Consider the following 25,172-nt stretch of genomic DNA (forward strand, 5'->3'; position numbering starts at 1 on the left):
ATTTTATAAAGGTTGACCTAGCATCCTATAGGTCAACCTTTTTATATGTTCAAGAAGAGTAAATTGTCGGAATTTGTTGAATACTATGTATAAAGGTTATTATATTGAAACAGGAATCAAATTTTGTTATTCTTATATTAGAATTATTTTAAAGTAAAAAATCTTATTTCATAACTTTTTCATAATTAGCGTTTAGATAGCGCTTTCTTTATGTTAGAATAGAGGGTATGAAATAGTTCGTGAGAGGTGTTAAGTTCATGCACACACTAGTTGTAGGCTTGAATTATAGAACTGCGCCAGTCGAAATTCGTGAAAAGTTGTCGTTCATTGAAAGTGAATTACCACAAGCGATGGCTGCGTTAAAAAAAGAAAAAAGCATATTAGAAGATGTGATCGTGTCGACTTGCAATAGAACGGAAATCTATGCGGTAGTTGATCAGCTGCATACAGGACGTTATTATATAAAACGTTTTTTATCCAACTGGTTTAACATTCCGATTGAGGAATTTGAGAGCTATTTATTTATTCGTGAAAATGATCAATCGTTAGTACACTTATTCCGAGTAACTGCAGGAATCGATTCGATGGTATTGGGAGAAACTCAAATTCTTGGACAAGTCAAGAAAAGCTTTTTAGAGGCACAAGAAATTGGTTCGACGGGTACGATTTTTAACCGCTTGTTTAAACAAGCAATTACTTTTGCGAAAAAAGCTCATAAAGAAACGACGATTAACGAAAATGCCGTTTCAGTATCTTATGCTGCGGTTGAACTGGCAAAGAAAATATTTGGTTCCCTAAAAAATAAACATGTATCGATTTTAGGCGCTGGTAAAATGGGCGAGCTTGCTATGGAAAATCTGTATGGAAGCGGCGTTGGAAAAGTAACGGTATTAAATCGTACTTTTGAAAAAGCGGTGTCTTTAGCTGAAAAATTTGAAGGACATGCTAAATCGATTAAGGAATTGCAATGTACTTTGCTTGATACAGATATTTTAATTACATCAACAGGTTCAACAACGTATGTAATTGATTATGAACTAATGCAGTTTGTAGAGCGTTTACGCAAAGGAAAACCTTTGTTTTTAGTTGATATCGCAGTTCCACGAGATATCGATCCTAAAGTAGGCGAATTACCTAACATATTCTTATATGATATTGATGACTTACAGGGAATTGTAGAAGCGAATTTAGCAGAACGAAAACAGGCCGCTCAACAAATTGAAAAAATGATTGAACAAGAAATTGTTGAATTTAAAGATTGGTTTGCAACGCTTGGAGTAGTACCGGTTATTGCGGCATTGCGCAAAAAAGCAAATATGATTCAACAAGAAACGATGAAAAGTATTGAAAATAAAATGCCAAATCTAACTGAACGGGAACGTAAAATTTTAAATAAACATACGAAATCCATCATCAATCAATTGTTAAAAGAACCAATTCTTCAAGCGAAGGAAATTGCTAACTCTCCAAAAGCCAATCAAAAACTTCAATTGTATCAACAAATTTTTGGAATTGAAGAATTAGTTCAAGAAGAAATTCAGAGTCAACAATTGAAGTTAGAAACTGAAGAAGAACGAATTCAAGACGGAATTGAAAATCAACCAAAATTATCATTTTAAGTAAGAATTTTGAGGCGTTTTCGTATCGATGTGGTAAACTAATGATACGGAAGCGCTTTTGTTTTAAATTTTAATCATAATGACGTATAAGATGGAGAAGGGTTTCGTATGACTGAAGTGATGAGTAACCTTTACCAAATAATGGTTATACTATATGCGATAAGTATAATGTTTTATTTTGTCGATTATTTTTATAAAAAAGAAATCATTCGTAGAACTGCATTTTGGTTAGTATCCATTGTTTGGATATTGCAAACGGCTTTTATCGTATTAAGCGTGTTGGAGACTAAACGATTCCCTATATTATCGCTTTCTGAAGGGATTTATTTTTATGCTTGGTTACTTGTAACGCTGTCAATCTTCTTGCATTGCATAGCAAGAACAGATTTACCGGTGTTTTTTATTAATATACTCGGATTTATTTTTATGACAATTCGACTGTTTGCACCAAATAATTTGAATCCAGTATTAAAAACCATGGAATCTGAAATGCTGTTTATACATATTGGTTTTGCCATTTTATCGTATGCAGCATTTTCCATTTCATTTGTCTTTTCAGTGCTATACTTAATTTTATACCACCTATTAAAAAAGAAAAAATATACAAAACTTTGGTCTCGTTTACCCTCCTTATCTCAAATGGCGACTTGGATGAATTATTCAATCATTATTGGCCTTCCAATCATGGTGATTAGTTTGCTATTAGGACTAGAATCAGCATTTATGAAAGTGGAGGGAGCAATTTCGTTTTTTGATGCAAAAATCATCGGTTCTTTCATAGTGCTTGTCATATATGTAGCTATCATTATGTTAAAGCAGCGAGGAATAATTACGGGACTGTCATTTGCTTGGACTCAAGTTTATGCTTATTTCGTTGTACTCATTAATTTCTTTTTGGGAAGTAAGCTATCCCAATTTCATATATGGTATTAGCAGAAAGGTAGGTTCATCATGAGAAAAATTATTGTAGGTTCTCGAAAAAGTAAATTAGCATTAACCCAAACAAATTGGTTTATTAACGAATGTAAAAAAGCTGGTTTTCCTTTTGAATTCGAAATCAAAGAAATTGTCACTAAAGGTGATAAAATATTAGACGTTCAATTATCAAAGGTAGGAGGAAAAGGATTATTCGTAAAAGAGATTGAAAAAGCATTGTTAGATAAAGAAATTGATTTTGCGGTGCATTCGATGAAAGATATGCCAGCAGTATTACCGGATGGTTTAACAGTCGGCTGTATTCCATTCCGCGAAGACCCTCGTGATGCCCTTATTTCAAAAAATCATATTAAGTTCAATGATTTACCAGAGGGGGCAGTTGTAGGGACAAGTTCTTTACGACGCAGTGCTCAACTATTACAAGTGAGACCAGACCTTGAAATCAAATGGATTCGAGGAAATATCGATACCCGATTGAAAAAACTTGAGACGGAAGGTTATGATGCGATTATTCTTGCTGCAGCAGGGTTAAAACGTATGGGATGGTCAAGCGAAGTTGTAACAGAATATTTGGATGTTGACATTTGCTTACCGGCTGTTGCTCAAGGAGCATTAGGAATTGAATGTCGTGAAGATGATGAAGAACTATTAACAGAACTAGCGAAATTAACAGATAATAACACTAAGAAAGCGGTAACTGCTGAGCGGACGTTTTTAGCTGCGATGGATGGAGGTTGTCAAGTACCGATTGCAGGATATGCAACGGTTGATGGAGATGTCATCACAATGACGGGACTTGTGGCATCACCTGATGGAGCGATTTGTTACAAAGAAACAATTCAAGGAAATGACCCAGTAGAAATTGGAAATAAACTTGCTCAACTTTTAACTGATCAAGGTGCTTATGATTTAATCGCTAAGGTGAAGGCGGAGAACAATGCATAAACCTTTGGAAGGAAAAACTATAATCCTAACTGGTTCAAAAAAAACGTTGTCTATTATAGACGAAATCGATCAGCTTGGGGGAGAAGCGGTAGTTTGTCCGCTCATACAAACTGAAGAAGTAATTAGTATGGAGGACAAAGAGCGATTATTTTCTTGCCTAAACTATGACTGGCTTATTTTTACGAGTCAAAATGGTGTTGAGTTTTTTTATAAAAAAATAGAACGTCATCATTTTAACTTGGCACATTTTTCTAGTAAAATTGCTGCTGTAGGAGAAAAGACGGCAAAACTGTTAGAACAATATGGCTTTACGGTTCATTTCATGCCTACTATTTTCAGCGCTGATACATTTGTAAAAGAATTCCCTTTTGTAAGTGGTACGTCACCAAAATGTTTATTTATTAGAGGGGAATTAGCAAAGGACACCATAAAGAAAGGGCTACCATTTCAAATTGACGAATGGACGGTATATAAAACGATTGAAAATAGGAAATCCATTGAAACGCTAGTAAAGACGATTCAAACGAATAATGATCCAATTGTTATTTTTGCCAGTCCGTCAGCGGTAGATTGTTTCAATAAATTTGCAGTTTCACAAGTAGGATGGAACCAAATGAAAATCGCTTGCATTGGTCACATAACTAAAGGTGCCGTTGAAAAATATGGTGCCGTTGTTACATATTTTCCGAAGAAATATACAATGCAATCAGTTATTGAAGCGATTATAAAAGGAGAGGAATCATAATGTCACAATTTGAATTCAGAAGACATCGTAGATTACGTGCAAACGCTACAATTCGTTCTATGGTAAGAGAAAACCATTTACACAAAGAAGATTTAATTTACCCTATTTTCGTGATTGAGGGCGAAAACATTAAAAATCCAGTAAAATCTATGCCAGGTGTCTACCAACTTTCTTTGGATAATTTAGATGCTGAGATTGATGAAGTGGTATCACTTGGAATCCCATCAGTGATTTTATTCGGAATTCCTGCTGATAAAGATGCACAAGGAACAGGTGCTTTCCATGACCATGGAATTGTGCAAAAAGCGACACAACAAATTAAAGAGAGATATCCTCAATTGATGGTCATTGCAGATACATGTTTATGTGAATTTACTGATCATGGTCACTGTGGTTTAGTGGAAGGGGACAAAATTTTAAATGACCCATCCCTTGATATATTAGCTCGCACAGCTGTTTCTCAAGCGAAAGCAGGAGCTGATATCATTGCACCTTCCAATATGATGGATGGATTTGTAGTGGCCATTCGCCATGCTTTAGATGAAGCGGGATTCCAAGATGTTCCAATCATGTCCTATGCTGTAAAATATGCTTCAAGCTATTACGGACCATTCCGTGAAGCAGCGGAAGGAGCACCGAAATTTGGCGACCGCAAAACATATCAAATGGATCCAGCCAATCGTTTAGAAGCGTTCCGTGAAGCTGAAACCGACATTGAAGAAGGAGCTGATTTCTTAATCGTTAAACCAGCTCTAGCTTACATGGATATTATTCGAGATGTGAAAAACAATTTCCCAGTTCCAGTAATTGCATACAACGTATCTGGAGAATATGCGATGGTGAAAGCAGCAGCACAAAACGGCTGGATTGATGAAAAGTCTGTTGTGTTAGAAACTTTACTTGGAATGAAGCGTGCGGGTGCTGACTTAATCATTACTTATCATGCTAAAGATGTAGCTCGTTGGTTGGAGGAGAAGTAAAATGCGTACCTATGAAAATTCAGTGAAAGCATTTAAAGAAGCAGTAAATTTAATGCCTGGAGGGGTGAACAGCCCTGTTCGTGCATTCAAATCTGTTAATGCAGAACCGATATTTATTGAATCTGGGGAAGGTGCTATGATTCGTGACATTGACGGCAACGAATATATCGATTATGTGCTTAGCTGGGGGCCGTTAATTTTAGGGCACTCTCATCCAGAAGTTGTGAAAGCAATTCAAGAACAAGCAGCAAAAGGAACTTCTTTTGGTGCACCGACAGTATTAGAAAACAAATTAGCCAAAATCGTTATTGAAAGAGTACCTTCAGTTGAAATGGTTCGTTTTGTTTCATCTGGGACAGAAGCGACGATGGCTGCTCTTCGACTAGCTCGAGGATACACAGGCCGCAACATTATAATGAAATTTGAAGGTTCTTACCATGGCCATGGAGATTCATTATTAATTAAAGCGGGATCAGGTGTTGCAACACTTGGTTTACCTGACAGCCCTGGCGTACCTGCAGACGTTGCAAAAAATACAACAACGGTTCCTTATAATGATTTAGAAGCAGTAAAAGCAACATTTGAAAAATTAGGTGATAACATTGCCGCGGTTATTGTAGAACCTGTTGCAGGGAACATGGGGGTTGTTCCACCGAAACCAGGATTTTTAGAAGGTTTACGTGAAATTACGAAACAATATGGCGCATTGCTTATTTTTGATGAAGTCATGACAGGATTCCGCGTCGATTATCACTGCGCTCAAGGTTACTATGGCATTGATCCAGATTTAACATGCCTTGGAAAAGTTGTGGGAGGCGGACTTCCTGTAGGTGCTTATGCTGGTAAGCGGGAAATCATGGAAAAGGTTGCGCCAAGTGGACCAGTGTATCAAGCAGGAACATTATCAGGTAACCCTCTCGCAATGACTGCTGGAATTGAAACATTATCCCGTTTAACACCTGAATCTTATGACTACTTTAAAAAATTAGGTGACCAATTGGAAGCTGGAATTCGTGAAGCCGCAACAAAATATAACATTCCGCATACAATAAATCGCGCGGGAAGTATGATTGGATTATTCTTAACAAATGAAGATGTAGTTGATTTTAAATCTGCCCAAACTTCCGATTTAACATTATTTGCTGAATTCTATCGACTCATGCTCGAAGAAGGAATATACTTACCACCTTCCCAATTTGAAGGATTGTTTATTTCAACTGCACATACGGAAGAACATATCGCAAAAACGGTAGATGCATTCCACAAAGTATTTGCAAAATTAGCTCGATAATAATTAGAGTGTCTTTTCCGTTGATAAGGAAGAGACACTCTTTTTTATTTTTAAAAAGTAATGAGGGATTTTTAATTCTTTAATCATACTTCCGATTCTCGGGCATAGAGTATTACGGGAGGGAAACATATGGCAAAAATCAATTGGGAAATGATGACGCAATTTATTTTTCCAGAAGCTTATGGGATTGTAGAAGAAGTTGTTTCGGTCCAAGTCATCCCGCGTTGGCAACAAACAGAATTAGAAGAATCTCTTCGTTTAACAGGCATTTATCATATTAAAGCAACAGTGAAGTTTAATCCAAAAATAAAGCCAGATTATAGCGAAGGTACGTTAATTGAACATTTAGATTTAAAAGGTGATGAAGGTTACTTTGAATACGCATTGCCTTTAGAAGTTGATTTACCTCGTGAGAAAGTTGCAAAAGATTGTCGACCAGAATTGCTTGTTGATGATATATCCTTTTTTGTATATGATGGCTCAAGCTGTACGTTTAAATGGGAAGTAAAATGCACATTTGATGAACCGGTAGTAGGTGCATTATTCCAAGTAGAATCTGAAGAGAAGGTAGCTGAACGAGTAGCCGTTGTGGCGGCTAATACAGGAGAAGTATTAGAAAGAGCCAAAACTGACCAGCCACCATCTACATTAGAACATCCACTAGTAAATGAACCATTGCAACAAACAACCCAAAGAACGATTGAAACTACTGACCATTCGTCGAAAATGAATGAAAATCAACGATTACAGGATTCTGATGAATTTACTCTACATGAAAATCCGTCCATTTCCGTAGAACCACCTGAAGAATATAACTTTGTGGAAGAAGCAAAAAAAATTCGAAAAGAAACGGAAGAAGTAAAATTAGTTAATGAATCATCTAGTAAACTATTCATTGATGAAAAGTTTAAGCTTCCTTCTGATTCAGATGACTTCTATAATGAGCTTTCTGAAAATTATAGCGTATTGAAATTTAGATAATATCCGTCCATAACAACCATGAAATGAGGGCAAGTAGAAACAGCAGTAATACATCACCTGTCGTAGGAATAAAAACGACGCGAATAGCTTGAAAAACTGTAATTGGGATACAAATGCTTTTTGCAAAAAAACGTATTTTTCGAAGCCAAGGTGGTAATAACCAAGGATTATAACTTTTTCGTCTTTTGTGGAATAATGACATGGAAATCACTCCTTTCATTTCCTTCAAACTTGAAAACTGCTGCTAAATTTTATACAATGATTTAAGCAGTTGAATACACATGATGCGATGAATTGGAAGAGTAAAATGATGTTGCATGCTAAAGAGAGGAAACGGTAGCTGAAAAGTTTCCGCATGCACGCATTTGAAGGTAGCCATGGAGCAACTTTTATGAAATTGAAGTAGTAAAAGTCGGTTGAACACCGTTATCGAAATGAGCGCTATTTAGACATTTATTGTCTAAATGGAAAAAAGGTGGTACCGCGAAACTCCTTCGTCCTTTTTGGGATAAGGAGTTTTTTTATTTTGCCAAAAATCAATCAACTAAAGGAGGAACATTCATGTCAGAAAACGTGACAATGCCAACTAAGTACGATCCAAATTCAGTTGAACAAGGTCGTTATAAATGGTGGCTAGAAGGGAAATTTTTCGAAGCAGATCCAAATAGTGACAAAAAACCATATTCCATTGTTATTCCACCACCAAACGTAACAGGAAAACTGCATCTTGGTCACGCTTGGGATACAACATTGCAAGATATTATTATTCGCATGAAACGGATGCAAGGATATGATGCATTATGGCTTCCAGGTATGGACCATGCTGGAATTGCAACACAAGCAAAAGTAGAAGCGAAGTTGCGTGAAGAAGGAAAAAGTCGCTACGATTTGGGTCGTGAAAAATTTCTTGAAAAAACGTGGGAATGGAAGGAAGAATATGCTAGCCATATTCGTGAACAATGGGCAAAATTAGGATTGTCATTGGACTATACAAAAGAGCGTTTCACATTGGATGAAGGTTTATCTGATGCTGTAAAAGAAGTGTTCGTACGTCTTTATGAAAAAGGATACATTTATCGAGGCGAACGTATCATCAACTGGGACCCGGAAGCAAAAACTGCTTTATCTGATATCGAAGTAATCTATAAAGAAATCCCTGGTGCCTTCTATCATATGAAATATCCGCTTGCGGACGGCTCTGGTTATTTGGAAGTTGCTACTACACGACCTGAAACAATGCTTGGGGATACTGCTGTAGCTGTTCATCCTGAAGATGAACGTTATAAACAGTACATCGGCAAAACAGTAATCTTACCGCTTGTCAATCGTGAAATTCCAATCGTAGCAGATGAATATGTGGATATGGAATTTGGTACAGGTGTTGTGAAAATTACACCAGCCCATGATCCAAATGACTTTGAAGTAGGAAACCGTCACAATTTAGAACGAATTTTAGTAATGAATGAAGACGGTACAATGAACGAAAATGCTGGCAAATATCAAGGTATAGACCGATTTGAATGCCGCAAGCAAATTGTGGAAGACTTAAAACAACAAGGCTACTTAATAAAAATTGAGGAACATACGCATTCCGTTGGACACTCTGAGCGTTCTGGGGCAATAGTTGAGCCTTATTTATCTAAACAATGGTTCGTAAAAATGAAGCCTCTTGCAGAAGCGGCATTGAAACTTCAACAAGATGAAGAAAATAAAGTGAATTTTGTTCCACCACGCTTTGAAAATACGTATATTCATTGGATGGAAAATATTAAAGACTGGTGTATTTCTCGTCAGCTTTGGTGGGGCCATCAAATTCCTGCTTGGTATCATAATGAAACGGGTGAAATTTATGTTGGAAAAGAACCACCTAAAGATGCGGATAATTGGACGCAAGATCCGGACGTATTAGATACGTGGTTCTCTAGTGCATTATGGCCGTTCTCAACAATGGGTTGGCCGGATACAAATCATGAATTATATCAACGCTATTATCCAACAAATACGCTTGTTACAGGTTATGACATCATCTTCTTCTGGGTATCCCGCATGATTTTCCAAGGTATTGAATTTACCGGCAAACGACCATTCAAAGATGTGCTCATCCACGGTTTGGTTCGTGACGGGGAAGGACGTAAAATGAGTAAGTCCCTTGGAAACGGTGTAGACCCAATGGATGTGATTGACCAGTACGGTGCAGACTCTCTACGCTACTTCTTAGCAACTGGCTCTACACCAGGTCAAGACTTACGTTATACGAATGAAAAAGTCGAAGCGATTTGGAATTTTGCAAATAAAATTTGGAATGCATCTCGCTTTGCACTCATGAATATGAACGGTTTAAAATACGAAGAAATTGATTTATCCGGTGAATTGAGTGTTAGCGATAAATGGATTTTGACACGATTAAATGAAACGATTGAAAAAGTAACAGACTTAGCTGAACGTTATGAGTTCGGTGAAGTTGGGCGTGAATTGTACAACTTCATTTGGGATGACTTCTGTTCATGGTATATTGAAATGGCGAAGCTTCCACTATATGGAGACGATGAAGCGGCAAAACTTACAACTCGCTCCGTACTTGCGTATGTGCTTGACAATACAATGCGCCTACTTCATCCAATGATGCCATTCATTACAGAAGAAATTTGGCAACACCTTCCACATGAAGGCGAATCCATCACTGTTGCTGAGTGGCCAAAAGTAAGACCAGAATTTAATTTCAAAGAAGAATCTAATCATATGAAACTTCTTATGGACATTATACGTTCAGTTCGAAATATCCGTGCAGAAGTGAATACTCCAATCAGCAAAAAAGTTCCTTTATTTATTAAAGCGAAAGATGCGGAAACAGTAAAAATTCTAGAGGACAATAAAGCTTATATTGAGAAGTTCTGTAATCCAGAACAATTAGTGATTGGGGAACAGGTTGCAACACCTGAAAAATCGATGACAGCAGTTGTGACAGGCGCAGAGCTATTCTTGCCGTTAGCAGGGCTCATTAACTTAGAAGAAGAAATTGCACGTCTTGAAAAAGAGTTAGATAAATGGGCGAAGGAAGTAAAATTAGTATCTGGCAAGCTTTCCAACGAGAACTTCGTGAAAAAAGCTCCGGAAGCACTAGTTGCTAAAGAACGTGAAAAACTTGCTGACTATCAAGAAAAATATGATACAGTGAAAAAACGTTTGGATGAATTGAAGCAAATGTAATCATTTTTTTGATTTTGAAATTCGCTCAAGCTGAAGTATTTTTTCGGCTTGGCGAATTTTTTTCATGTGCCGGTGGAGTAATCTGTGCATGCTAGGGATATATTCAAACGAGAGGGAATTGTATCTGAGCTAGTTGGTGTAATGTGAACGAACAAGAGTGGATCTGCACAAGTGGAGGATTCAACAGCACAAACAGGGGTGTTATCTACCCGAGTGTGGAATCCAACTGCACAAGCTAGTGTGTTATCTGCGCAAGCGGAAAATCCACTCGCACGAGCAAGGATGTTATCTGCACAAGTAGATTGATATTTACAGGACTAGGGATTGTATCTGCGCAAACAAAAGATGTATCCTCACAAGCTAGTGAGTTATCTACATAGGCAGTTTATTTATTATCAAAAATCATTTCTTTGATGATACGCCATTCCTTTTGGAGTAAAATTATGATGGTTAGGAGGCGGGGTTATTTGTTTACATCAATGGAAGAATGTACGAATTTTATGTTTGGTTTAAAGGCTGAAAAGCATAAAGGGGAACCTTTTCAGGCAATGAACAAAATTTTGCCACTTATTAACAATCCCCATGAAAAAGTCACGTTCATACATATTGCTGGTTCGAATGGGAAAGGTTCTACTTTAAATTATTTAAAGGAAATTTTACAACATGCTCAATATAAAGTAGGAACCTTTACATCACCGCATTTAGAACGGGTGAATGAACGAATCACCATTAATGGTATAGATATTACAGATGAACGATTTTTATCCCTTGCGAATCAGCTATTTAAAATTATTGATGAACTGGGAGAGCATTATCCTAGCTTTTTTGAACTAATGACACTTATCGCGTTTATGTATTTTGCAGAAGAAGAAGTTGATATTGCACTTATTGAAGCTGGAATAGGTGGCCGTTTCGATTGTACAAATATCATCACACCATTATGTTCTATTATTACAACAGTATCTCTAGATCATACTGAAATACTTGGGGATACTTTAACAGAAATTGCCTATCAAAAAGCGGGGATTATTAAAAAAAATATACCTGTGGTTACCGCCGTTCAGGATGAAGAAGCAATGAATATTATTCGTCACGAAGCAGAACAAAAACTAGCTCCTATATTTGTTTATGGGGAAGACTTTTTCGTGTCGAATATTACGCTGAATACATCAAATCAGCATTTTACGTACCATTTAGGCAATGTGAAGTTAGATATATCATTAAAGATGATGGGTGCCCATCAAATCGTAAATGCCAGTTGTGCATTAACTGCAATAACTATACTAAGAAGTATCGGTTTTTCTAAGATTACAGATCATCACATTCAATCAGCATTAGAAAAAGCGTTTTGGCCTGGGCGCTTCGAACGGTTTGGTAAACAAGTTATATTAGATGGCTCTCATAATCCGGAAGGAACTAGGGCGCTCATTGATACTCTTATAAATCAATATCCAGACTATAAGTATAAGTTTATTTATTCTGTGATGAACGATAAAGATTATAAAGAGAGCATTTCCATGTTAGACAAAGTTGCAGAAGCGATTTATTTCACAGAGATACCTATACCGCGCGCTGCGAAAGCAAAGAATTTGGCAAGTTGTTCAGGGCATCCTTTTAAGGTTGTAAATGAAAACTGGAAGATGCTTATAGAACAGCAGTTGAAGAATCTGGAGAAAGATGAATTACTCATCATAACAGGTTCTATTTTATTCATTGCGGAAGTTCGGAAATATTTAAAGATGAAGGAAGAAGCGTATGATTCTCAATTTTGAACAATATAAAGAAAGATGGAATGTTCATAGTGACAGTATGATAAAACCGGGATTAGAGTCGATAAAAAGAGCGTTGACATTGCTTCATAATCCACAAGAAAAGCTTCAAGTAGTACATGTTGCAGGTACGAATGGAAAAGGTTCAACCATCGCCTTTTTAGAACAAATGGCGCTAAATCATGGACTATCCGTTGGAAAATTTATGTCACCATGTGTGGTGGATGTACACGATCAAATTCAAATAAACGGCAAACCGATTACACAAAAGCAAATGGACGTTGTTTTTCAACAAATGAATCACGCAGGAATCAGCGGATTATTAACAGATTTTGAGCTCCTTACATGTGCAGCGTTTCTTCATTTTGCTAATGAGCAAGTAGATTTAGTGCTTCTTGAAACGGGCTTAGGCGGATTAGAAGACAGCACAAATGTAGTCAATCCATTAGTTTCAATTATCACTAGCATCGCCCTAGAGCATACTCAAATTCTAGGTCATACGATTAAGCAAATTGCACAGCATAAAGCAGGAATTGTGAAATATGGGAAACCTGTGGTGATTGGGAAATTACCAGAAGAAGCTTTAACTGTTGTGAAACAAAAAGCCCATATTCAACAATCACCTTTGTATGCTTATGACGAGACGTTTACTGTTGAGGCAGATGAACAAGGGGAAAAGTATATAAATTTCAAGGAAAAAATAATAATTGAAAAACTCAAGAGAAAGTTGCTAGGTGCCCACCAAGGAGAAAATATGGCACTTGCAATTACTGCTTTTATAGAGATGGCGAAAATCTTACAAATTGAAGTTCAGATCGATTTGGTTCGACAATCAGTGGGTTGCACAAGTTTACCTTCTCGTTTTGAACAAGTGTTTCCGAATGTCTATTTTGATGGAGCCCATAATCCAGCTAGCATTGAGAAACTTATCGAAACGATTAAACAACAGTTACCAAATAAAAGGATTCGTTTCGTTCTAGGAATGGTTGCAGATAAAGATATTGAGAAAGTGTTGCGCTCCTTAGAAACAATTAGCGATGAATTTTATTTTGTCGATTTTCAAAATACTCGAGCTGCGAAAGCTAAAGATTTACTACATCTTTCAAAGGCGAAGAAAAAAGTAATATTGAAAGACTGTATCCCATTTATTCAATCAAGTGTAAATTTTGAAGGGATTACATTCGTGACCGGTTCCCTTTATTTATTAGCAGAAATACGCAATCAATTAAGAATATGATTTAATGTCTCAAGACCCTAGAAATCCTATTATATTGATAAACCCTTTTCTAATGGTTTCTTACAAATAATTATCTTTTAGATTTGTTCCATTATCATTTTCAATTAAAAATAAACATATGAAATAATATAGACATTGTTCGACTACAGATTTGAAATGGTGATTGTTGAATTGAAAAGGGTGATTCGATGAAATTTCCACATATCATTGGGCGACGAGAAATCGTAAGGGCTGCTCTATTAGGTTCTATTACAGGGATTGTAGGTGTTCTATTATTCATTCTTATACTAAATTCCATGAATTCAACTTATACCGAGCAGAAACATCAAAATGAATTAATTCCCGTTAGCTCGCAACAAACAGAAGAGAATGAAGAAGATGTGAAGGATGGCTACAGTGAGCAATTTTATGCCAATCAGCATGGAGTTTTTTCAAGTTTTGAAGCTGCAACAGATTTTGTATATGGCTATGCTAGTTTAAACACAAGCGCTGTCGTTGAAATTGATGGGAATTATTATGTTTGGTCCAGTGTTTCGACTACGAAAGAAGGGGTCGTGAAATCTGATGATCCTCCTTCCTTTGCCAAGCCTTTTACATTATCCGCTGCAGGTTGTTCTGAACCAGCTTTAAAAAATCTTCCTTCTTTACTGAAAAGTAATGATCCTGCAAAATTTAATTTTGAAGGTGTCGAAAATAAAGAAGATTTTCCTCCCGATTGGCAAACAATATCCTTCGCATTATCAAGTATATCAAGTGATTTATCAATTATTCGAATGCATCTGTTAGCCCACTATTTTACAGAAAATGACTGTTTGAAAATTAAATTTTAAAGATACAAACTGCAGTCAAATTTGTTATTTCCTAAAGTACGATGAATTTTTCAAAATCCCATTCCTAGGCTATATTATGTATAGGAGGAATGGAAATGAAATTTAGAACAAGTCATCAACTCGTTTTAGCGTCAGCCTCACCAAGAAGAAAAGAATTATTTGCAAAGCTAGGAGTCCCTTTTGAAATAATGGCGAGCAGCGTGGAAGAGACTTCAGTGCAAGCGAGGGACTTCAAAGATTATGTTCAAAAAGTGGCACTATTAAAAACGCAAGATGTTGCAAGTCATTGCCCTGGAAAAACAATTATTGGTGCAGATACTATCGTTGTGTTCAATGACGAGCTTCTTCACAAGCCAAAAACAAAGGAAGAAGCGATTCGCCATTTAGAAAAACTCTCATCGAATCGCCATCAAGTGATGACTGCTGTGGCTATCATAACAAAAGATCGGCAAGCGGAATCCTTTGTAGAAGTAACCGACGTATATTTTAAAAACCTGCCGAAACCGATGATTGAAATGTATGTTCAAACAAATGACCCTTTCGATAAAGCTGGTGGTTATGGGATTCAAACAGCTGGTGCATTATTTATCGACCGAATAGAAGGTGATTATAATACGGTTGTTGGACTTCCGATTGCATCCCTATTTGAAAAAATGGTGGAATTAAAAATTATCGAACTATAGGGGGTATGTGATGAGATGTCCATCGGCACTTTTCCTGATTTGATGATACGCGATTTACATATCGATGATCGTCCGAGGGAAAGGCTAATAAAACAGGGGCCGCAGAGCTTATCAAACCAAGAACTGATTGCTATCTTATTGAGAACGGGAACGAAGCAAGAGTCGGTCTTATCATTGGCAAATCGTGTGCTCAATTATTTTGAAAAATTACATGAATTAAAACATGCTACGTTGGAAGAAATTGTATCAATAAAAGGAATTGGTCAAGCGAAAGCGGTGCAATTATTGGCAGCAATTGAGCTAGGTAGAAGACTATCTCAAAAGCAAATGGATTCACGCTTTACGATTCGCTCACCAAAAGATGCCGCATCTTTTTTGATGCCTGAAATAGGCTCTTTACAACAAGAGCATTTTGTAGCATTGTATTTAAATGTGAAAAATCAGGTGATTCATAAGCAAACGATTTTCATTGGAAGCTTGAATTCGTCCATCGTCCATCCACGTGAAATATTTAAAGAAGCTGTGAAACGTTCAGCTGCTTCAATTATTTGTGCCCACAACCATCCGAGTGGGAATGCAACACCAAGTCCCGAAGATATTGAAGTGACAAAAAGGCTTCAGGAAGCGGGATTTATAATTGGAATAGAACTAATTGATCATGTCATTATTGGTGATCATCAATACGTTAGTTTAAAAGAGCAAGGTTATATTTAATTCATAAGTCAAATATGACAGGTTGATTCCAAAAAAGTCGAAAGTCCCCCATTTTTTTGGATTTTCGGCTTTTTTCGTGACGATTTCATTTCAACGAACCTGTTTTCGTAAAGTTCGTCTAATAAAAGGTGGATTTGTAATGAGATTGTAATTTCAAATAATGTTTTTTTCATTGTTTCAATCACTATTTCACAATACAATGATAAATGCGAAAATTATATGTGTTGCATGAAAAGCGGGTAAAAACTATTTGTAACACTATAATTTTTCGACATTATCCGCTATAATAAAACTTATGATTTTGGACAGTCTTAGAGAAAGAAAGGCGTAAATAGAAAGGAAGTACAAAACTTGTTTGGATTAGGACAAAAAGATGTAGGTATAGACCTTGGTACAGCGAATACTTTAGTTTTTGTTAAAGGAAAAGGAATTGTGTTACGTGAACCATCTGTTGTGGCGAAAAATACAAAAACAGGTGATATAGTTGCAGTCGGAAATGATGCGAAAAATATGATTGGTCGTACACCTGGCTCCATAGTAGCTATTCGACCAATGAAAGATGGTGTTATTGCAGATTTCGATATTACGACTGCGATGATTCAATATTATTTAAAGCAGGCGTTGAAAAATTCTGGCTCAAATTGGAAAAAGCCAAATGTGATGATTTGTGTACCATATGGTATTACTTCTGTTGAACAGCGAGCAGTTATTGATGCAGCTCGCCAAGCAGGAGCAAAAGAAGCCTTTACAATTGAAGAGCCATTTGCAGCTGCCATCGGAGCAGAACTTCCAGTTTGGGATCCAACTGGTTCTATGGTAGTTGATATAGGAGGAGGAACAACGGAGGTTGCCGTTATTTCCTTAGGTGGCATCGTGACAAGCGAATCTGTTCGAATTGCTGGGGATGCAATGGATCAAGCAATCATAAGCTATATCCGTAAAACATATAACTTAACGATTGGAGAAAGAACAGCGGAACAGATTAAGATGGAAATCGGTACAGCACGTGTTGATGAAATGGATGAAAAGATGGAAATTCGTGGCCGAGATTTATTGACAGGGTTACCGAAAACAATTGAAATTTCAGCTAGTGAAATTTCTGAATCATTAAAAGAAGCCATTGCAGCTATAATTGATGGCGTGAAGAAAACATTAGAAAAAACCCCACCAGAACTTTCTGCAGACGTCATGGAACGAGGAATCGTTCTTACAGGTGGTGGAGCGCTCTTAAAAAATCTTGATAAAGTAATAAGTGACGAGACAAAAATGCCTGTATTTATTGCTGAAAATCCGTTAGATTGTGTTGCGTTAGGTACAGGAAAAGCGTTAGAACATATTGATTTAATTCGATCTCAGCAGTTGAAAAAATAAGGGGGGATAGCAATGCCACATTTTTCGAACAAAAAACTCATTATACTTTTAGTTGGTATGATTTTACTTGTGGCATTGATCAGCTTTTCATTACGCGATCGTCAAAATGCGACTCTCCCCGAACAATTCATTAAAGATTCAGTTGGCTTAGCACAAAGTGTTGTTGCTAAGCCAGCTAATTACATAACAGGTATCTTTTATAATATTCAATCATTATTAAATACTTATGAAGAAAACCAGCGCTTGAAAATGAGGTTGGAAGATTTTGCAGTTTTACAGGCAGAAGTAAATACTTTAAAGTCGGAAAACGAACAATTGCGGGAACTATTGGAAAAAAAAGATAGCTTACGAGATTACGATCCGCTTCGTGCAACAGTCATTGCAAGAAATCCTGATCAGTGGGAAGAAAAAATTATTATCAATAAAGGCTCTTCCCATGGTGTAAAGCAAAACATGGCGGTTATGACGACTAAAGGATTAATTGGTAAAATAAGCTTAGTTACTCCTTTTACTTCTGAAGTGGAATTATTGTATACAAACAATCCAAATTTCCGAGTTTCAGCAATGGTTCAAGGTGAAAAAGTGGTCGCTTTTGGCTTAATTGAAGGATATGACGAAGAGCGTAATGAATTAATATTAAAAAGAATTGATTCCAGTATAGAAATTAGTGTAGGTGAAAAAGTTGTTACTTCAGGTTTAGGAGGTATTTTCCCAAAAGGAATACTCATTGGAGAAATTACAGAAGTGACAACGGAAGACTTTGGTTTAACGAAAATGGCATATATACGTCCATCTGCTGATTTTTCAATGTTAGAAGAAGTCATTATTGCAAAGCGTAGTGCAACGGTCATCGACGGTTCTGATGGTGATGGAACAAATGCAGACTTAACAAATAATACGGGCATACCGGGTGAGGGTGAAGAATAATGTGGATCCGCTTAACGATTCCCTTTATTGCAATTGTATTATTTTTATTAGAACCTGAATTCGCATTGTTCTCACCGATTGAATGGAACGGGGAGATAATTTATTTAGTTCCTCGTTTTCTTATACTTTATTTAATTTTTATTTCTATTTATTACAGTCGCAAACGTGCGGTAACGTACGGTTTGTTTTTTGGACTCTTGTACGATGTGTTTTACATTGATATCATTGGTTTATACACTGTGTTGTACCCACTGGTATGCTATACAGCTGGTTGGTCTGTAAAATATATCCACCAACATTTAAGTATTACGACAATTCTGTCAGTAGTTTTAGTTGCATTGATGGAACTTATTTTATACTATTTCTTCCATTTTATTCAATTTACCACTTTGCCTTTTAAAGAGTTTTTATTGATTCGATTAATCCCTTCAATTCTAGCTAATTTACTCTACTTAATTATGCTTGGTTGGGCATTTAAATATTTAATAGATGCGCGAGTATTGCAAAAAGCTCGCGAACTATCTTAATTTTAATCAAGCGAGAGGTGTCACTCTTATGAAAAAACAGCTTGTCCATATGAAAGGGACAAAAGACGGTTTAGTGCTTCGGCTTGATGATCAGTGCGCCTACGCAGAACTGGTTGAAGAACTTGAGAAAAAAGTATCAGAAGGTGGAATTGATGGTAGAGTGAATGTCTCTCTCGATTTAGGCTATCGCTACCTTCTTGAACATCAAAAACAAGAAATAATTAAAATTATTGAGCAACCTGGTAAAATGGTCGTATCGAAAGTGTTTAGCAATGTCATTACAGTGGATGAAAACAATGCAAAAATTAAAGAAAATCAATGTGATACATATGTAGGCATTGTTCGTTCAGGACAAGTCATTCAAGCGCCAGGTGATATTATTATTGTTGGCGATGTCAATCCAAATGGAAAAATTGAAGCTGGTGGTAATATATTCGTATTGGGAAAATTAAAAGGCATCGCTCATGCAGGGATTGACGGAAATCGTGAGGCCATTGTAGCTGCTTCATGGTTCGAACCAACTCATGTTTACATAGCAGATGTGATTGAAGTGATGTCGAATGAAAAACCAATTATAAAAGAACATGCAGAGCAATTATTTGCATATATAAATAAAAATGGAAATATTTCATATGATCGATTACAAGAAGTGCGAAATATACGACCATTACTAAACACAAAAGGAGGTAGCTAATGTGGGGGAAGCTATTGTAATAACTTCAGGTAAAGGCGGAGTTGGCAAAACGACAACAACAGCTAACCTAGGTACTGCTCTAGCACTTCAAGGGAAAAAAGTATGCTTAGTGGATACGGATATTGGCCTCAGAAATTTAGACCTTGTTCTTGGTTTAGACAATCGCATCATCTACGATTTAGTAGATGTGGTTGAAGGGCGTTGCAAAATTCATCAAGCTTTAGTAAAAGACAAACGTGTAGACGATAAATTATTTTTACTGCCAGCTGCCCAAACAACTGATAAGAATGCCGTGACACCTGAGCAAATGAAAAGTTTAATTGAAGAATTAAAACGAGAATTTGAATATGTTTTAATTGATTGTCCTGCAGGGATAGAGCAAGGTTATCGCAATGCTGTAGCTGGTGCGGATAGCGCTATTGTTGTTACAACTCCAGAAATTTCGGCAGTGCGTGATGCAGATCGAATTATCGGTTTACTCGAACAAGAGCAAATTGATCCTCCGAAGCTTATCATTAACCGAGTTCGAAAAGATTTAATGAACCAAGGTGATGCAATGGATATCAATGAAATTACAACGCATTTATCCATTGATTTATTAGGAATTATAATCGATTGTGAGGACGTTATTGCTTCTTCAAATAAAGGTGAACCAATCGTGATGGATCCAAATAATAAAGCTTCATTGGGATATCGTAACATCGCTAGAAGAATTTTAGGAGAATCGGTTCCATTGATGACGCTTGAAGAACAGCATAAAGGAGTATTTAGAAAATTAATTTCAATCTTTTCAAAATAATACAGAGGAGAAAAAAGACTGTACAAAAAGGGTTCTGAAGCTTTGTTGATAGCAATTTAAATTGATTTCCGCAAAGTCGAGAAAGAATCAACAACGTATGTTAACTTTTTGAGCAGTCTTATTATTCATCCCCTTATTCTCATTTTTCAACATATAGAATCGTATTTTCATATTTTTCATATACTAAGGAAAAATGAGAATGGATGAGGGTATGAACAAAAAATGGAAATGGATCGCTTCATTTTTGCTTTGTACCGGTGTGCTGATTGGTAACTTCTTACATGAAACGGGAAGAATCTCCATTGATGTGAAAAAAATTGTATATAGTTCTGAAGATTTAACGTTCATGAGAAATGTTTTAAGGGAGATATTTGATAAGAAAGCACATGACACGATTGCTGTTTCCTCAGAGCCTATTAATCAAGAATTATTAACATTTGTACAAGTTAAGCCATACTTCAAAGGGTACTTATTTACCTACGAAGAATCGGTACCCTTAATTGCGATTGATCATGGTCTAGTCGTATATACGGGATATTCAAAAGATACGGGGAAAACGATTTCAGTATATTATGAGGATGATACGACTGTGACTTATGGAAATGTGGATTCTTTTTCATTGTTGCCTTACACATCTATTGAAAGGGGAGGCACAATCGGGAAAAAAGAGCCAGGGGATTTGTACATTCAAGTAGAGAAGGATGGGAACATTCTTAATTTAGAAGAAACATTACTATGGATGAAAGAGCATATGCGACCATGATGCGTATGACGATTCATCCATTATTTTTACCCCTTTTATTTGGCATGATACTTTATGGAAATGTTTCCTATTATGCACTTATTCTAACTTCATTATTAATTCACGAATTTGGACATATTCTAATGGCTTGGCTGTTAGGGGTAAAAGTCAAGCGATGTGTAATCATGCCGTATGGTGGGGAAATTGAACTTGAAGGTGGCTACTCGTTGTCGCCTCACAAGCAACTCCTTATTAGCTTAGGAGGACCTGTCGCTACATTTTGTTGTATGTTGATGGCTCCTTTTCTAGATCCTTTATTGGCCAAGCCTTTTATTAAAATTCAAATCGTTTTATTGTGCATCAATTTAATACCTGTATGGCCTCTCGATGGAGGAAGAATTGTTTTCGCGCTTATTTTACTTTTTTGTAAAAAAGCGAAAGTATATGAATTGTTTTTAGCAATCTCTTTCATACTAATTACGTTGACGGTAATCATTACATTTATTCTGTTGCCAAAAACACTATTTTTATTTGTTCTTAGTATTTTCTTATGGTTTCATATCATACAAGAATGGCGTTATCGAAAATACCGAATCGCCTTTGAAAAATATGTATTGAATCGATTGACTTAATACATTCAGTATGATAACATTTCATATGTTATTGTTTGTAGCACCTGTGCTACAACCGCTCTGGAAAGGTTATAAAGTATCATGATGATCACCTTTCTTACAGGCGAGTCTTAGACTAGAGGAGGTGCAAGTAATGTACGCTATTATCGAAACTGGTGGAAAACAGTATAAAGTTGAAGCTGGACAAGAAATTTACGTAGAAAAATTAGGTGTTGAGCCAAACGAGGTAGTAACTTTCGATAAAGTTCTTTTCGTTGGTGGCGAAACAGTGAAAGTTGGTACTCCAACTGTTGAAGGCGCAACTGTAACAGCGAAAGTTGTGAAAGAAGGCCGTGGTAAAAAAATCACTGTTTTCAAATACAAACCTAAGAAAAACTATCGTCGTAAACAAGGTCACCGTCAACCTTATACTAAATTAGTAATTGAATCAATCAACGCATAAGAGGTGACCGGATGATTACGGTAACCCTACATCACGACGAAAATCGCCGTGTATCTGCCTTTGAATTTTCTGGACATGCTGAATACGATGAATCAGGGAAAGATTTAGTATGTGCAGGTGCATCGACCATTGCGATTGGTACGGTCAATGCTATTTATGCACTATTAAATATTGAACCGAAAATCGAGCAGGCAAATGAAGGTGGAGGCTACTTAAAAGTAGACTTGCCAACGGATATAGATTCAGAAGTAGATGAAAAATTACAATTGATTGTGCAAGTAATGACTGCACAAGTTTATTCAATGGTACAAAATTACGGTCAATATATCCAAATCAACTACAGGCAAGTAGGAGGTGGAACACAATGAAATTATTGTTATCATTAGACCTTCAATTTTTCGCTTCTAAAAAAGGGGTAGGTTCTACTAAGAACGGTCGTGACTCTGAAGCAAAACGCCTTGGTGCAAAACGTGCGGATGGTCAATTTGTAACTGGTGGTTCAATTCTTTACCGTCAACGCGGTACAAGAATTTACCCAGGTGCTAACGTAGGCCGCGGTGGAGACGACACACTTTACGCTAAAATTGACGGAATTGTACGCTTCGAACGTATGGGACGCGATAAGAAAAAAGTAAGTGTATACCCTGTTGCACAAGAAGCATAATTTGATTGATTATGAAAGGACTGCAAATGCAGTCCTTTTTTCTATCTAAAAAAACTCCTTCCAATAGAAGAAATATAAAGAAAAAATTGCTATACTTAAATAGGTATTGCCGAGCATTATTGTATGGGAGTGGGGAAATTGACTAAGCTAACTGTAAATGAAATATTAAGAGCAGCTAATCATGATTTTATTAATCAGTTGCAATTAATTAAAATGCACTTAGATTTAAACCGAATTGATGACGCAAAAAAGATTATAGAAAATTACTGTAATCATTATAAATCATTATCAATTTTAAATAGATTAAATTGTCCTAAAACCGTTGAATGGATTCAAACTTTTCATTATCGATTTCCCTCAATTGAATTAAAGTTAAAAATAGATGTGACGACTGCTCCAAAGGTGAAAAAAGATGAAGAAACTGTAGAATACTTAGAAAAGACGATTCAACATGTTTATCCTCATTTAGATCCATACAGTGAACAAGAGTTGTTGCTTACGATTGAATCCAAAGAGGAAATCTTACGAATCACCTTTGATTTACATGGAAAATGGAATATTGAACCTTTTAGCTCGGAGAAATATAGTAACAATTTGGACATTACCACTGAAAAAGAATCCATAAATGATTGGAAATATGTTTTAACCTTTAAGGAGTGAAATTATGTTTGTAGATCACGTAAAAATATATGTTAAGGGCGGAGATGGCGGAGATGGAATGGTTGCCTTTCGCCGTGAAAAATATGTACCGTATGGTGGTCCAGCTGGTGGAGACGGCGGAAATGGTGGCAATGTCGTCTTTGAAGTGGATGAAGGATTACGTACATTAATGGATTTCCGCTATAACCGCCATTTTAAAGCACCCCGAGGCGAAAATGGTATGAGCAAAGGGATGCATGGAAAAAATGCAAAAGATTTAATTGTAAAAGTTCCACCTGGAACGGTAGTGATCAATGAAGAAACTGGAAACGTCATTGCGGATTTAGTTGAACATGGACAACGCGCTATTATTGCAAAAGGGGGCAGAGGTGGCCGAGGAAATATGCGCTTTGCCACACCAGCAAATCCTGCACCTGAACTTTCAGAAAAAGGAGAACCTGGGCAAGAATTAAATGTTATATTGGAATTGAAAGTATTAGCAGATGTTGGACTTGTAGGATTCCCTAGCGTTGGGAAATCGACACTGCTTTCCGTTGTTTCCTCAGCAAAGCCAAAAATCGGTGCCTATCATTTTACAACGATTGTTCCAAATCTAGGAGTAGTTGAAACAGATGATGGTCGCAGCTTTGTCATGGCAGATTTACCGGGCTTAATTGAAGGAGCCCATCAAGGTGTGGGGTTAGGGATGCAATTCTTGCGCCATATTGAGCGAACTAGAGTAATTGTGCATGTTATCGATATGTCTGGAATGGAAGGACGCAATCCATTCGAGGATTATGTGACGATAAATGAGGAGTTAAAACAATACAATTTACGCCTTACAGAACGACCTCAAATTGTCGTAGCGAACAAAATGGACATGCCTGGTGCAGAAGAGAATTTAGTTGAATTTAAGAAGAAAATTGGCGACGACATAAAAGTGTTTCCAATTTCAGCGATTTCGCGAAAAGGGCTTAAACCATTATTACATGAAATTGCAGATCTATTAGAAGTAACTCCTCACTTTGAACTGCATGATATAGTTGAAGAAAGTGATGCAACTGTTTTATATAAACACGAGGCGAAAGAGCAAGAATTTGAAATTACTCGAGATGATGATGGAGCATATGTGCTTAGTGGATATACAATTGAAAGATTATTTAAAATGACTGACTTCAGCCGTGATGAATCGATTCGTCGATTTGCAAGACAGCTTCGTCATTTAGGAGTGGATGATGCATTAAGAGAACGAGGTGCAAAGGACGGAGATACAGTACGCATTTTAGATTATGAATTCGAATTTGTGGAATAGTAGGGGGGATGGTGATGAAAAATGTTGCTGAACAACGCTATTATTTAGTGCGGGAAGACGTGCTCACCGATGCCATGCAAAAAACATTAGAGGCAAAGCGATTGTTGGAGACAGGAAAGGTCAACTCCATATGGGATGCGGTAAGGCAAGTGGATCTTTCTAGAAGTGCCTTCTATAAATATCGGGATGCTGTCTTTCCCTTTCACTCCATCGTAAAAGAAAGAATTTTAACGATGATTATTCAGTTGCAAGACCAAAAAGGAACATTAGCAAAAGTATTGGAAATTATTACTGAAGCTCATTGCAATATATTAACCATTCATCAAACCATTCCGATTCAAGGTCGTGCCAATGTTACCCTATCACTAGACGTTACAAGTATGATGATGGACTTAAATGAATTAATCAAAAAAATGAATGAGTTAGAATTTGTCGAATCTGCTGAAGTGATAAGCTCGGGGGCATTATAACTCATTCTTTAAAATA

28 protein-coding genes and 2 other annotated features are annotated in these 25,172 nt (G+C 36.7%); of the genes, 27 read left to right on the forward strand and 1 reads right to left on the reverse strand.

The window, feature by feature from the left end:
• The first annotated feature begins 257 nt into the window (after nucleotides 1–257).
• From hemA to NSQ18_RS13235, 7 genes are all read left to right on the forward strand, one after another.
• A complete protein-coding gene (hemA, locus tag NSQ18_RS13205) occupies nucleotides 258–1,619 on the forward strand; it encodes a glutamyl-tRNA reductase (protein WP_016838432.1) in 1,362 nt (453 codons plus the stop codon).
• 108 nt (nucleotides 1,620–1,727) lie between these two features.
• The gene (gene ccsA / locus NSQ18_RS13210; protein WP_016838431.1) at nucleotides 1,728–2,552 is read left to right on the forward strand and encodes a cytochrome c biogenesis protein CcsA; all 825 of its coding nucleotides are present in this window, start codon (nucleotides 1,728–1,730) and stop codon (nucleotides 2,550–2,552) included.
• A gap of 18 nt (nucleotides 2,553–2,570) precedes the next feature.
• Nucleotides 2,571–3,500: a hydroxymethylbilane synthase gene (gene hemC, locus NSQ18_RS13215; protein ID WP_016838430.1), complete on the forward strand. Its 930-nt coding sequence runs from the start codon at nucleotides 2,571–2,573 to the stop codon at nucleotides 3,498–3,500.
• Complete coding sequence (locus NSQ18_RS13220; RefSeq protein ID WP_339288320.1) at nucleotides 3,493–4,245, forward strand: uroporphyrinogen-III synthase; 753 nt, start codon at nucleotides 3,493–3,495, stop codon at nucleotides 4,243–4,245. Before hemC ends, NSQ18_RS13220 begins: the two co-directional genes overlap by 8 nt.
• A complete protein-coding gene (gene hemB, locus NSQ18_RS13225) occupies nucleotides 4,245–5,225 on the forward strand; it encodes a porphobilinogen synthase (RefSeq protein ID WP_339288322.1) in 981 nt (326 codons plus the stop codon). Before NSQ18_RS13220 ends, hemB begins: the two co-directional genes overlap by 1 nt.
• A gap of 1 nt (nucleotide 5,226) precedes the next feature.
• A complete protein-coding gene (gene hemL / locus NSQ18_RS13230; RefSeq protein ID WP_339288323.1) occupies nucleotides 5,227–6,516 on the forward strand; it encodes a glutamate-1-semialdehyde 2,1-aminomutase in 1,290 nt (429 codons plus the stop codon).
• 129 nt (nucleotides 6,517–6,645) lie between these two features.
• Nucleotides 6,646–7,497: a hypothetical protein gene (locus NSQ18_RS13235; protein WP_168412389.1), complete on the forward strand. Its 852-nt coding sequence runs from the start codon at nucleotides 6,646–6,648 to the stop codon at nucleotides 7,495–7,497.
• Here the strand turns inward: NSQ18_RS13235 and NSQ18_RS13240 are convergent.
• Nucleotides 7,490–7,699: a hypothetical protein gene (locus NSQ18_RS13240; RefSeq protein ID WP_016838425.1), complete on the reverse strand. Its 210-nt coding sequence runs from the start codon at nucleotides 7,697–7,699 to the stop codon at nucleotides 7,490–7,492. The two genes, NSQ18_RS13235 and NSQ18_RS13240, sit on opposite strands and share 8 nt — an antisense overlap.
• 78 nt (nucleotides 7,700–7,777) lie before the next feature.
• Nucleotides 7,778–8,002, forward strand: a binding site (T-box leader).
• 56 nt (nucleotides 8,003–8,058) lie between these two features.
• On the opposite strand from NSQ18_RS13240, the gene NSQ18_RS13245 reads away from it, so the two are divergent.
• The 20 genes from NSQ18_RS13245 to NSQ18_RS13340 all read left to right on the forward strand — a co-directional run bounded on the left by NSQ18_RS13245 (nucleotide 8,059) and on the right by NSQ18_RS13340 (nucleotide 25,156).
• Nucleotides 8,059–10,704, forward strand: coding sequence for a valine--tRNA ligase (locus NSQ18_RS13245; RefSeq protein WP_339288326.1), 2,646 nt, complete (start codon nucleotides 8,059–8,061; stop codon nucleotides 10,702–10,704).
• Between the two features lie 171 nt (nucleotides 10,705–10,875).
• Nucleotides 10,876–11,010 carry a hypothetical protein gene (locus tag NSQ18_RS13250; protein WP_016838423.1) on the forward strand — a complete coding sequence of 45 codons (135 nt, stop codon included), beginning with the start codon at nucleotides 10,876–10,878 and terminating at the stop codon, nucleotides 11,008–11,010.
• A gap of 161 nt (nucleotides 11,011–11,171) precedes the next feature.
• Nucleotides 11,172–12,476 (forward strand): folylpolyglutamate synthase/dihydrofolate synthase family protein, encoded by a 1,305-nt coding sequence (locus tag NSQ18_RS13255; protein ID WP_016838422.1) that lies wholly within the window; start codon nucleotides 11,172–11,174, stop codon nucleotides 12,474–12,476.
• Nucleotides 12,460–13,710 carry a folylpolyglutamate synthase/dihydrofolate synthase family protein gene (locus NSQ18_RS13260; RefSeq protein WP_016838421.1) on the forward strand — a complete coding sequence of 417 codons (1,251 nt, stop codon included), beginning with the start codon at nucleotides 12,460–12,462 and terminating at the stop codon, nucleotides 13,708–13,710. The genes NSQ18_RS13255 and NSQ18_RS13260 overlap by 17 nt, the downstream gene beginning before the upstream one ends.
• Before the next feature lie 188 nt (nucleotides 13,711–13,898).
• On the forward strand, nucleotides 13,899–14,540 hold the full coding sequence (locus tag NSQ18_RS13265) for a hypothetical protein (protein WP_016838420.1): 642 nt from the start codon (nucleotides 13,899–13,901) through the stop codon (nucleotides 14,538–14,540).
• A gap of 95 nt (nucleotides 14,541–14,635) precedes the next feature.
• Entirely contained in the window at nucleotides 14,636–15,223 is a 588-nt protein-coding gene (locus tag NSQ18_RS13270) for a nucleoside triphosphate pyrophosphatase (protein ID WP_339288329.1), read from the forward strand.
• 15 nt (nucleotides 15,224–15,238) lie between these two features.
• The gene (gene radC / locus NSQ18_RS13275) at nucleotides 15,239–15,937 is read left to right on the forward strand and encodes a DNA repair protein RadC (RefSeq protein WP_016838418.1); all 699 of its coding nucleotides are present in this window, start codon (nucleotides 15,239–15,241) and stop codon (nucleotides 15,935–15,937) included.
• 351 nt (nucleotides 15,938–16,288) lie between these two features.
• A complete protein-coding gene (locus NSQ18_RS13280) occupies nucleotides 16,289–17,308 on the forward strand; it encodes a rod shape-determining protein (protein WP_016838416.1) in 1,020 nt (339 codons plus the stop codon).
• 12 nt (nucleotides 17,309–17,320) lie between these two features.
• Nucleotides 17,321–18,235: a rod shape-determining protein MreC gene (gene mreC / locus NSQ18_RS13285; protein ID WP_096551349.1), complete on the forward strand. Its 915-nt coding sequence runs from the start codon at nucleotides 17,321–17,323 to the stop codon at nucleotides 18,233–18,235.
• Nucleotides 18,235–18,762, forward strand: a complete 528-nt coding sequence (gene mreD, locus NSQ18_RS13290) for a rod shape-determining protein MreD (RefSeq protein WP_016838414.1) — start codon at nucleotides 18,235–18,237, stop codon at nucleotides 18,760–18,762. Before mreC ends, mreD begins: the two co-directional genes overlap by 1 nt.
• Before the next feature lie 28 nt (nucleotides 18,763–18,790).
• A complete protein-coding gene (locus NSQ18_RS13295) occupies nucleotides 18,791–19,456 on the forward strand; it encodes a septum site-determining protein MinC (RefSeq protein ID WP_016838413.1) in 666 nt (221 codons plus the stop codon).
• Between the two features lies 1 nt (nucleotide 19,457).
• Entirely contained in the window at nucleotides 19,458–20,255 is a 798-nt protein-coding gene (gene minD / locus NSQ18_RS13300) for a septum site-determining protein MinD (RefSeq protein WP_016838412.1), read from the forward strand.
• A gap of 211 nt (nucleotides 20,256–20,466) precedes the next feature.
• Entirely contained in the window at nucleotides 20,467–21,018 is a 552-nt protein-coding gene (locus tag NSQ18_RS13305; RefSeq protein WP_026019083.1) for a peptidoglycan DD-metalloendopeptidase family protein, read from the forward strand.
• On the forward strand, nucleotides 20,991–21,629 hold the full coding sequence (locus NSQ18_RS13310; protein WP_339288331.1) for a M50 family metallopeptidase: 639 nt from the start codon (nucleotides 20,991–20,993) through the stop codon (nucleotides 21,627–21,629). The genes NSQ18_RS13305 and NSQ18_RS13310 overlap by 28 nt, the downstream gene beginning before the upstream one ends.
• Before the next feature lie 43 nt (nucleotides 21,630–21,672).
• Nucleotides 21,673–21,750, forward strand: a sequence feature (ribosomal protein L21 leader region).
• Nucleotides 21,751–21,762: 12 nt separating this feature from the next.
• Complete coding sequence (rplU, locus tag NSQ18_RS13315; protein WP_016838408.1) at nucleotides 21,763–22,071, forward strand: 50S ribosomal protein L21; 309 nt, start codon at nucleotides 21,763–21,765, stop codon at nucleotides 22,069–22,071.
• 11 nt (nucleotides 22,072–22,082) lie between these two features.
• Complete coding sequence (locus tag NSQ18_RS13320) at nucleotides 22,083–22,439, forward strand: ribosomal-processing cysteine protease Prp (RefSeq protein WP_016838407.1); 357 nt, start codon at nucleotides 22,083–22,085, stop codon at nucleotides 22,437–22,439.
• A 5-nt stretch (nucleotides 22,440–22,444) separates the two neighbouring features.
• A complete protein-coding gene (rpmA, locus tag NSQ18_RS13325) occupies nucleotides 22,445–22,735 on the forward strand; it encodes a 50S ribosomal protein L27 (RefSeq protein WP_026019082.1) in 291 nt (96 codons plus the stop codon).
• Nucleotides 22,736–22,873: 138 nt separating this feature from the next.
• Nucleotides 22,874–23,395, forward strand: a complete 522-nt coding sequence (locus NSQ18_RS13330; RefSeq protein WP_016838405.1) for a Spo0B domain-containing protein — start codon at nucleotides 22,874–22,876, stop codon at nucleotides 23,393–23,395.
• Nucleotides 23,396–23,399: 4 nt separating this feature from the next.
• Nucleotides 23,400–24,686: a GTPase ObgE gene (gene obgE / locus NSQ18_RS13335; protein ID WP_339288333.1), complete on the forward strand. Its 1,287-nt coding sequence runs from the start codon at nucleotides 23,400–23,402 to the stop codon at nucleotides 24,684–24,686.
• A 14-nt stretch (nucleotides 24,687–24,700) separates the two neighbouring features.
• On the forward strand, nucleotides 24,701–25,156 hold the full coding sequence (locus NSQ18_RS13340) for an ACT domain-containing protein (protein ID WP_016838403.1): 456 nt from the start codon (nucleotides 24,701–24,703) through the stop codon (nucleotides 25,154–25,156).
• Nucleotides 25,157–25,172: the final 16 nt, after the last annotated feature.

The organism is Ureibacillus sp. FSL K6-0786, from assembly GCF_037965165.1.
GTDB lineage: Bacteria > Bacillota > Bacilli > Bacillales_A > Planococcaceae > Ureibacillus > Ureibacillus thermosphaericus.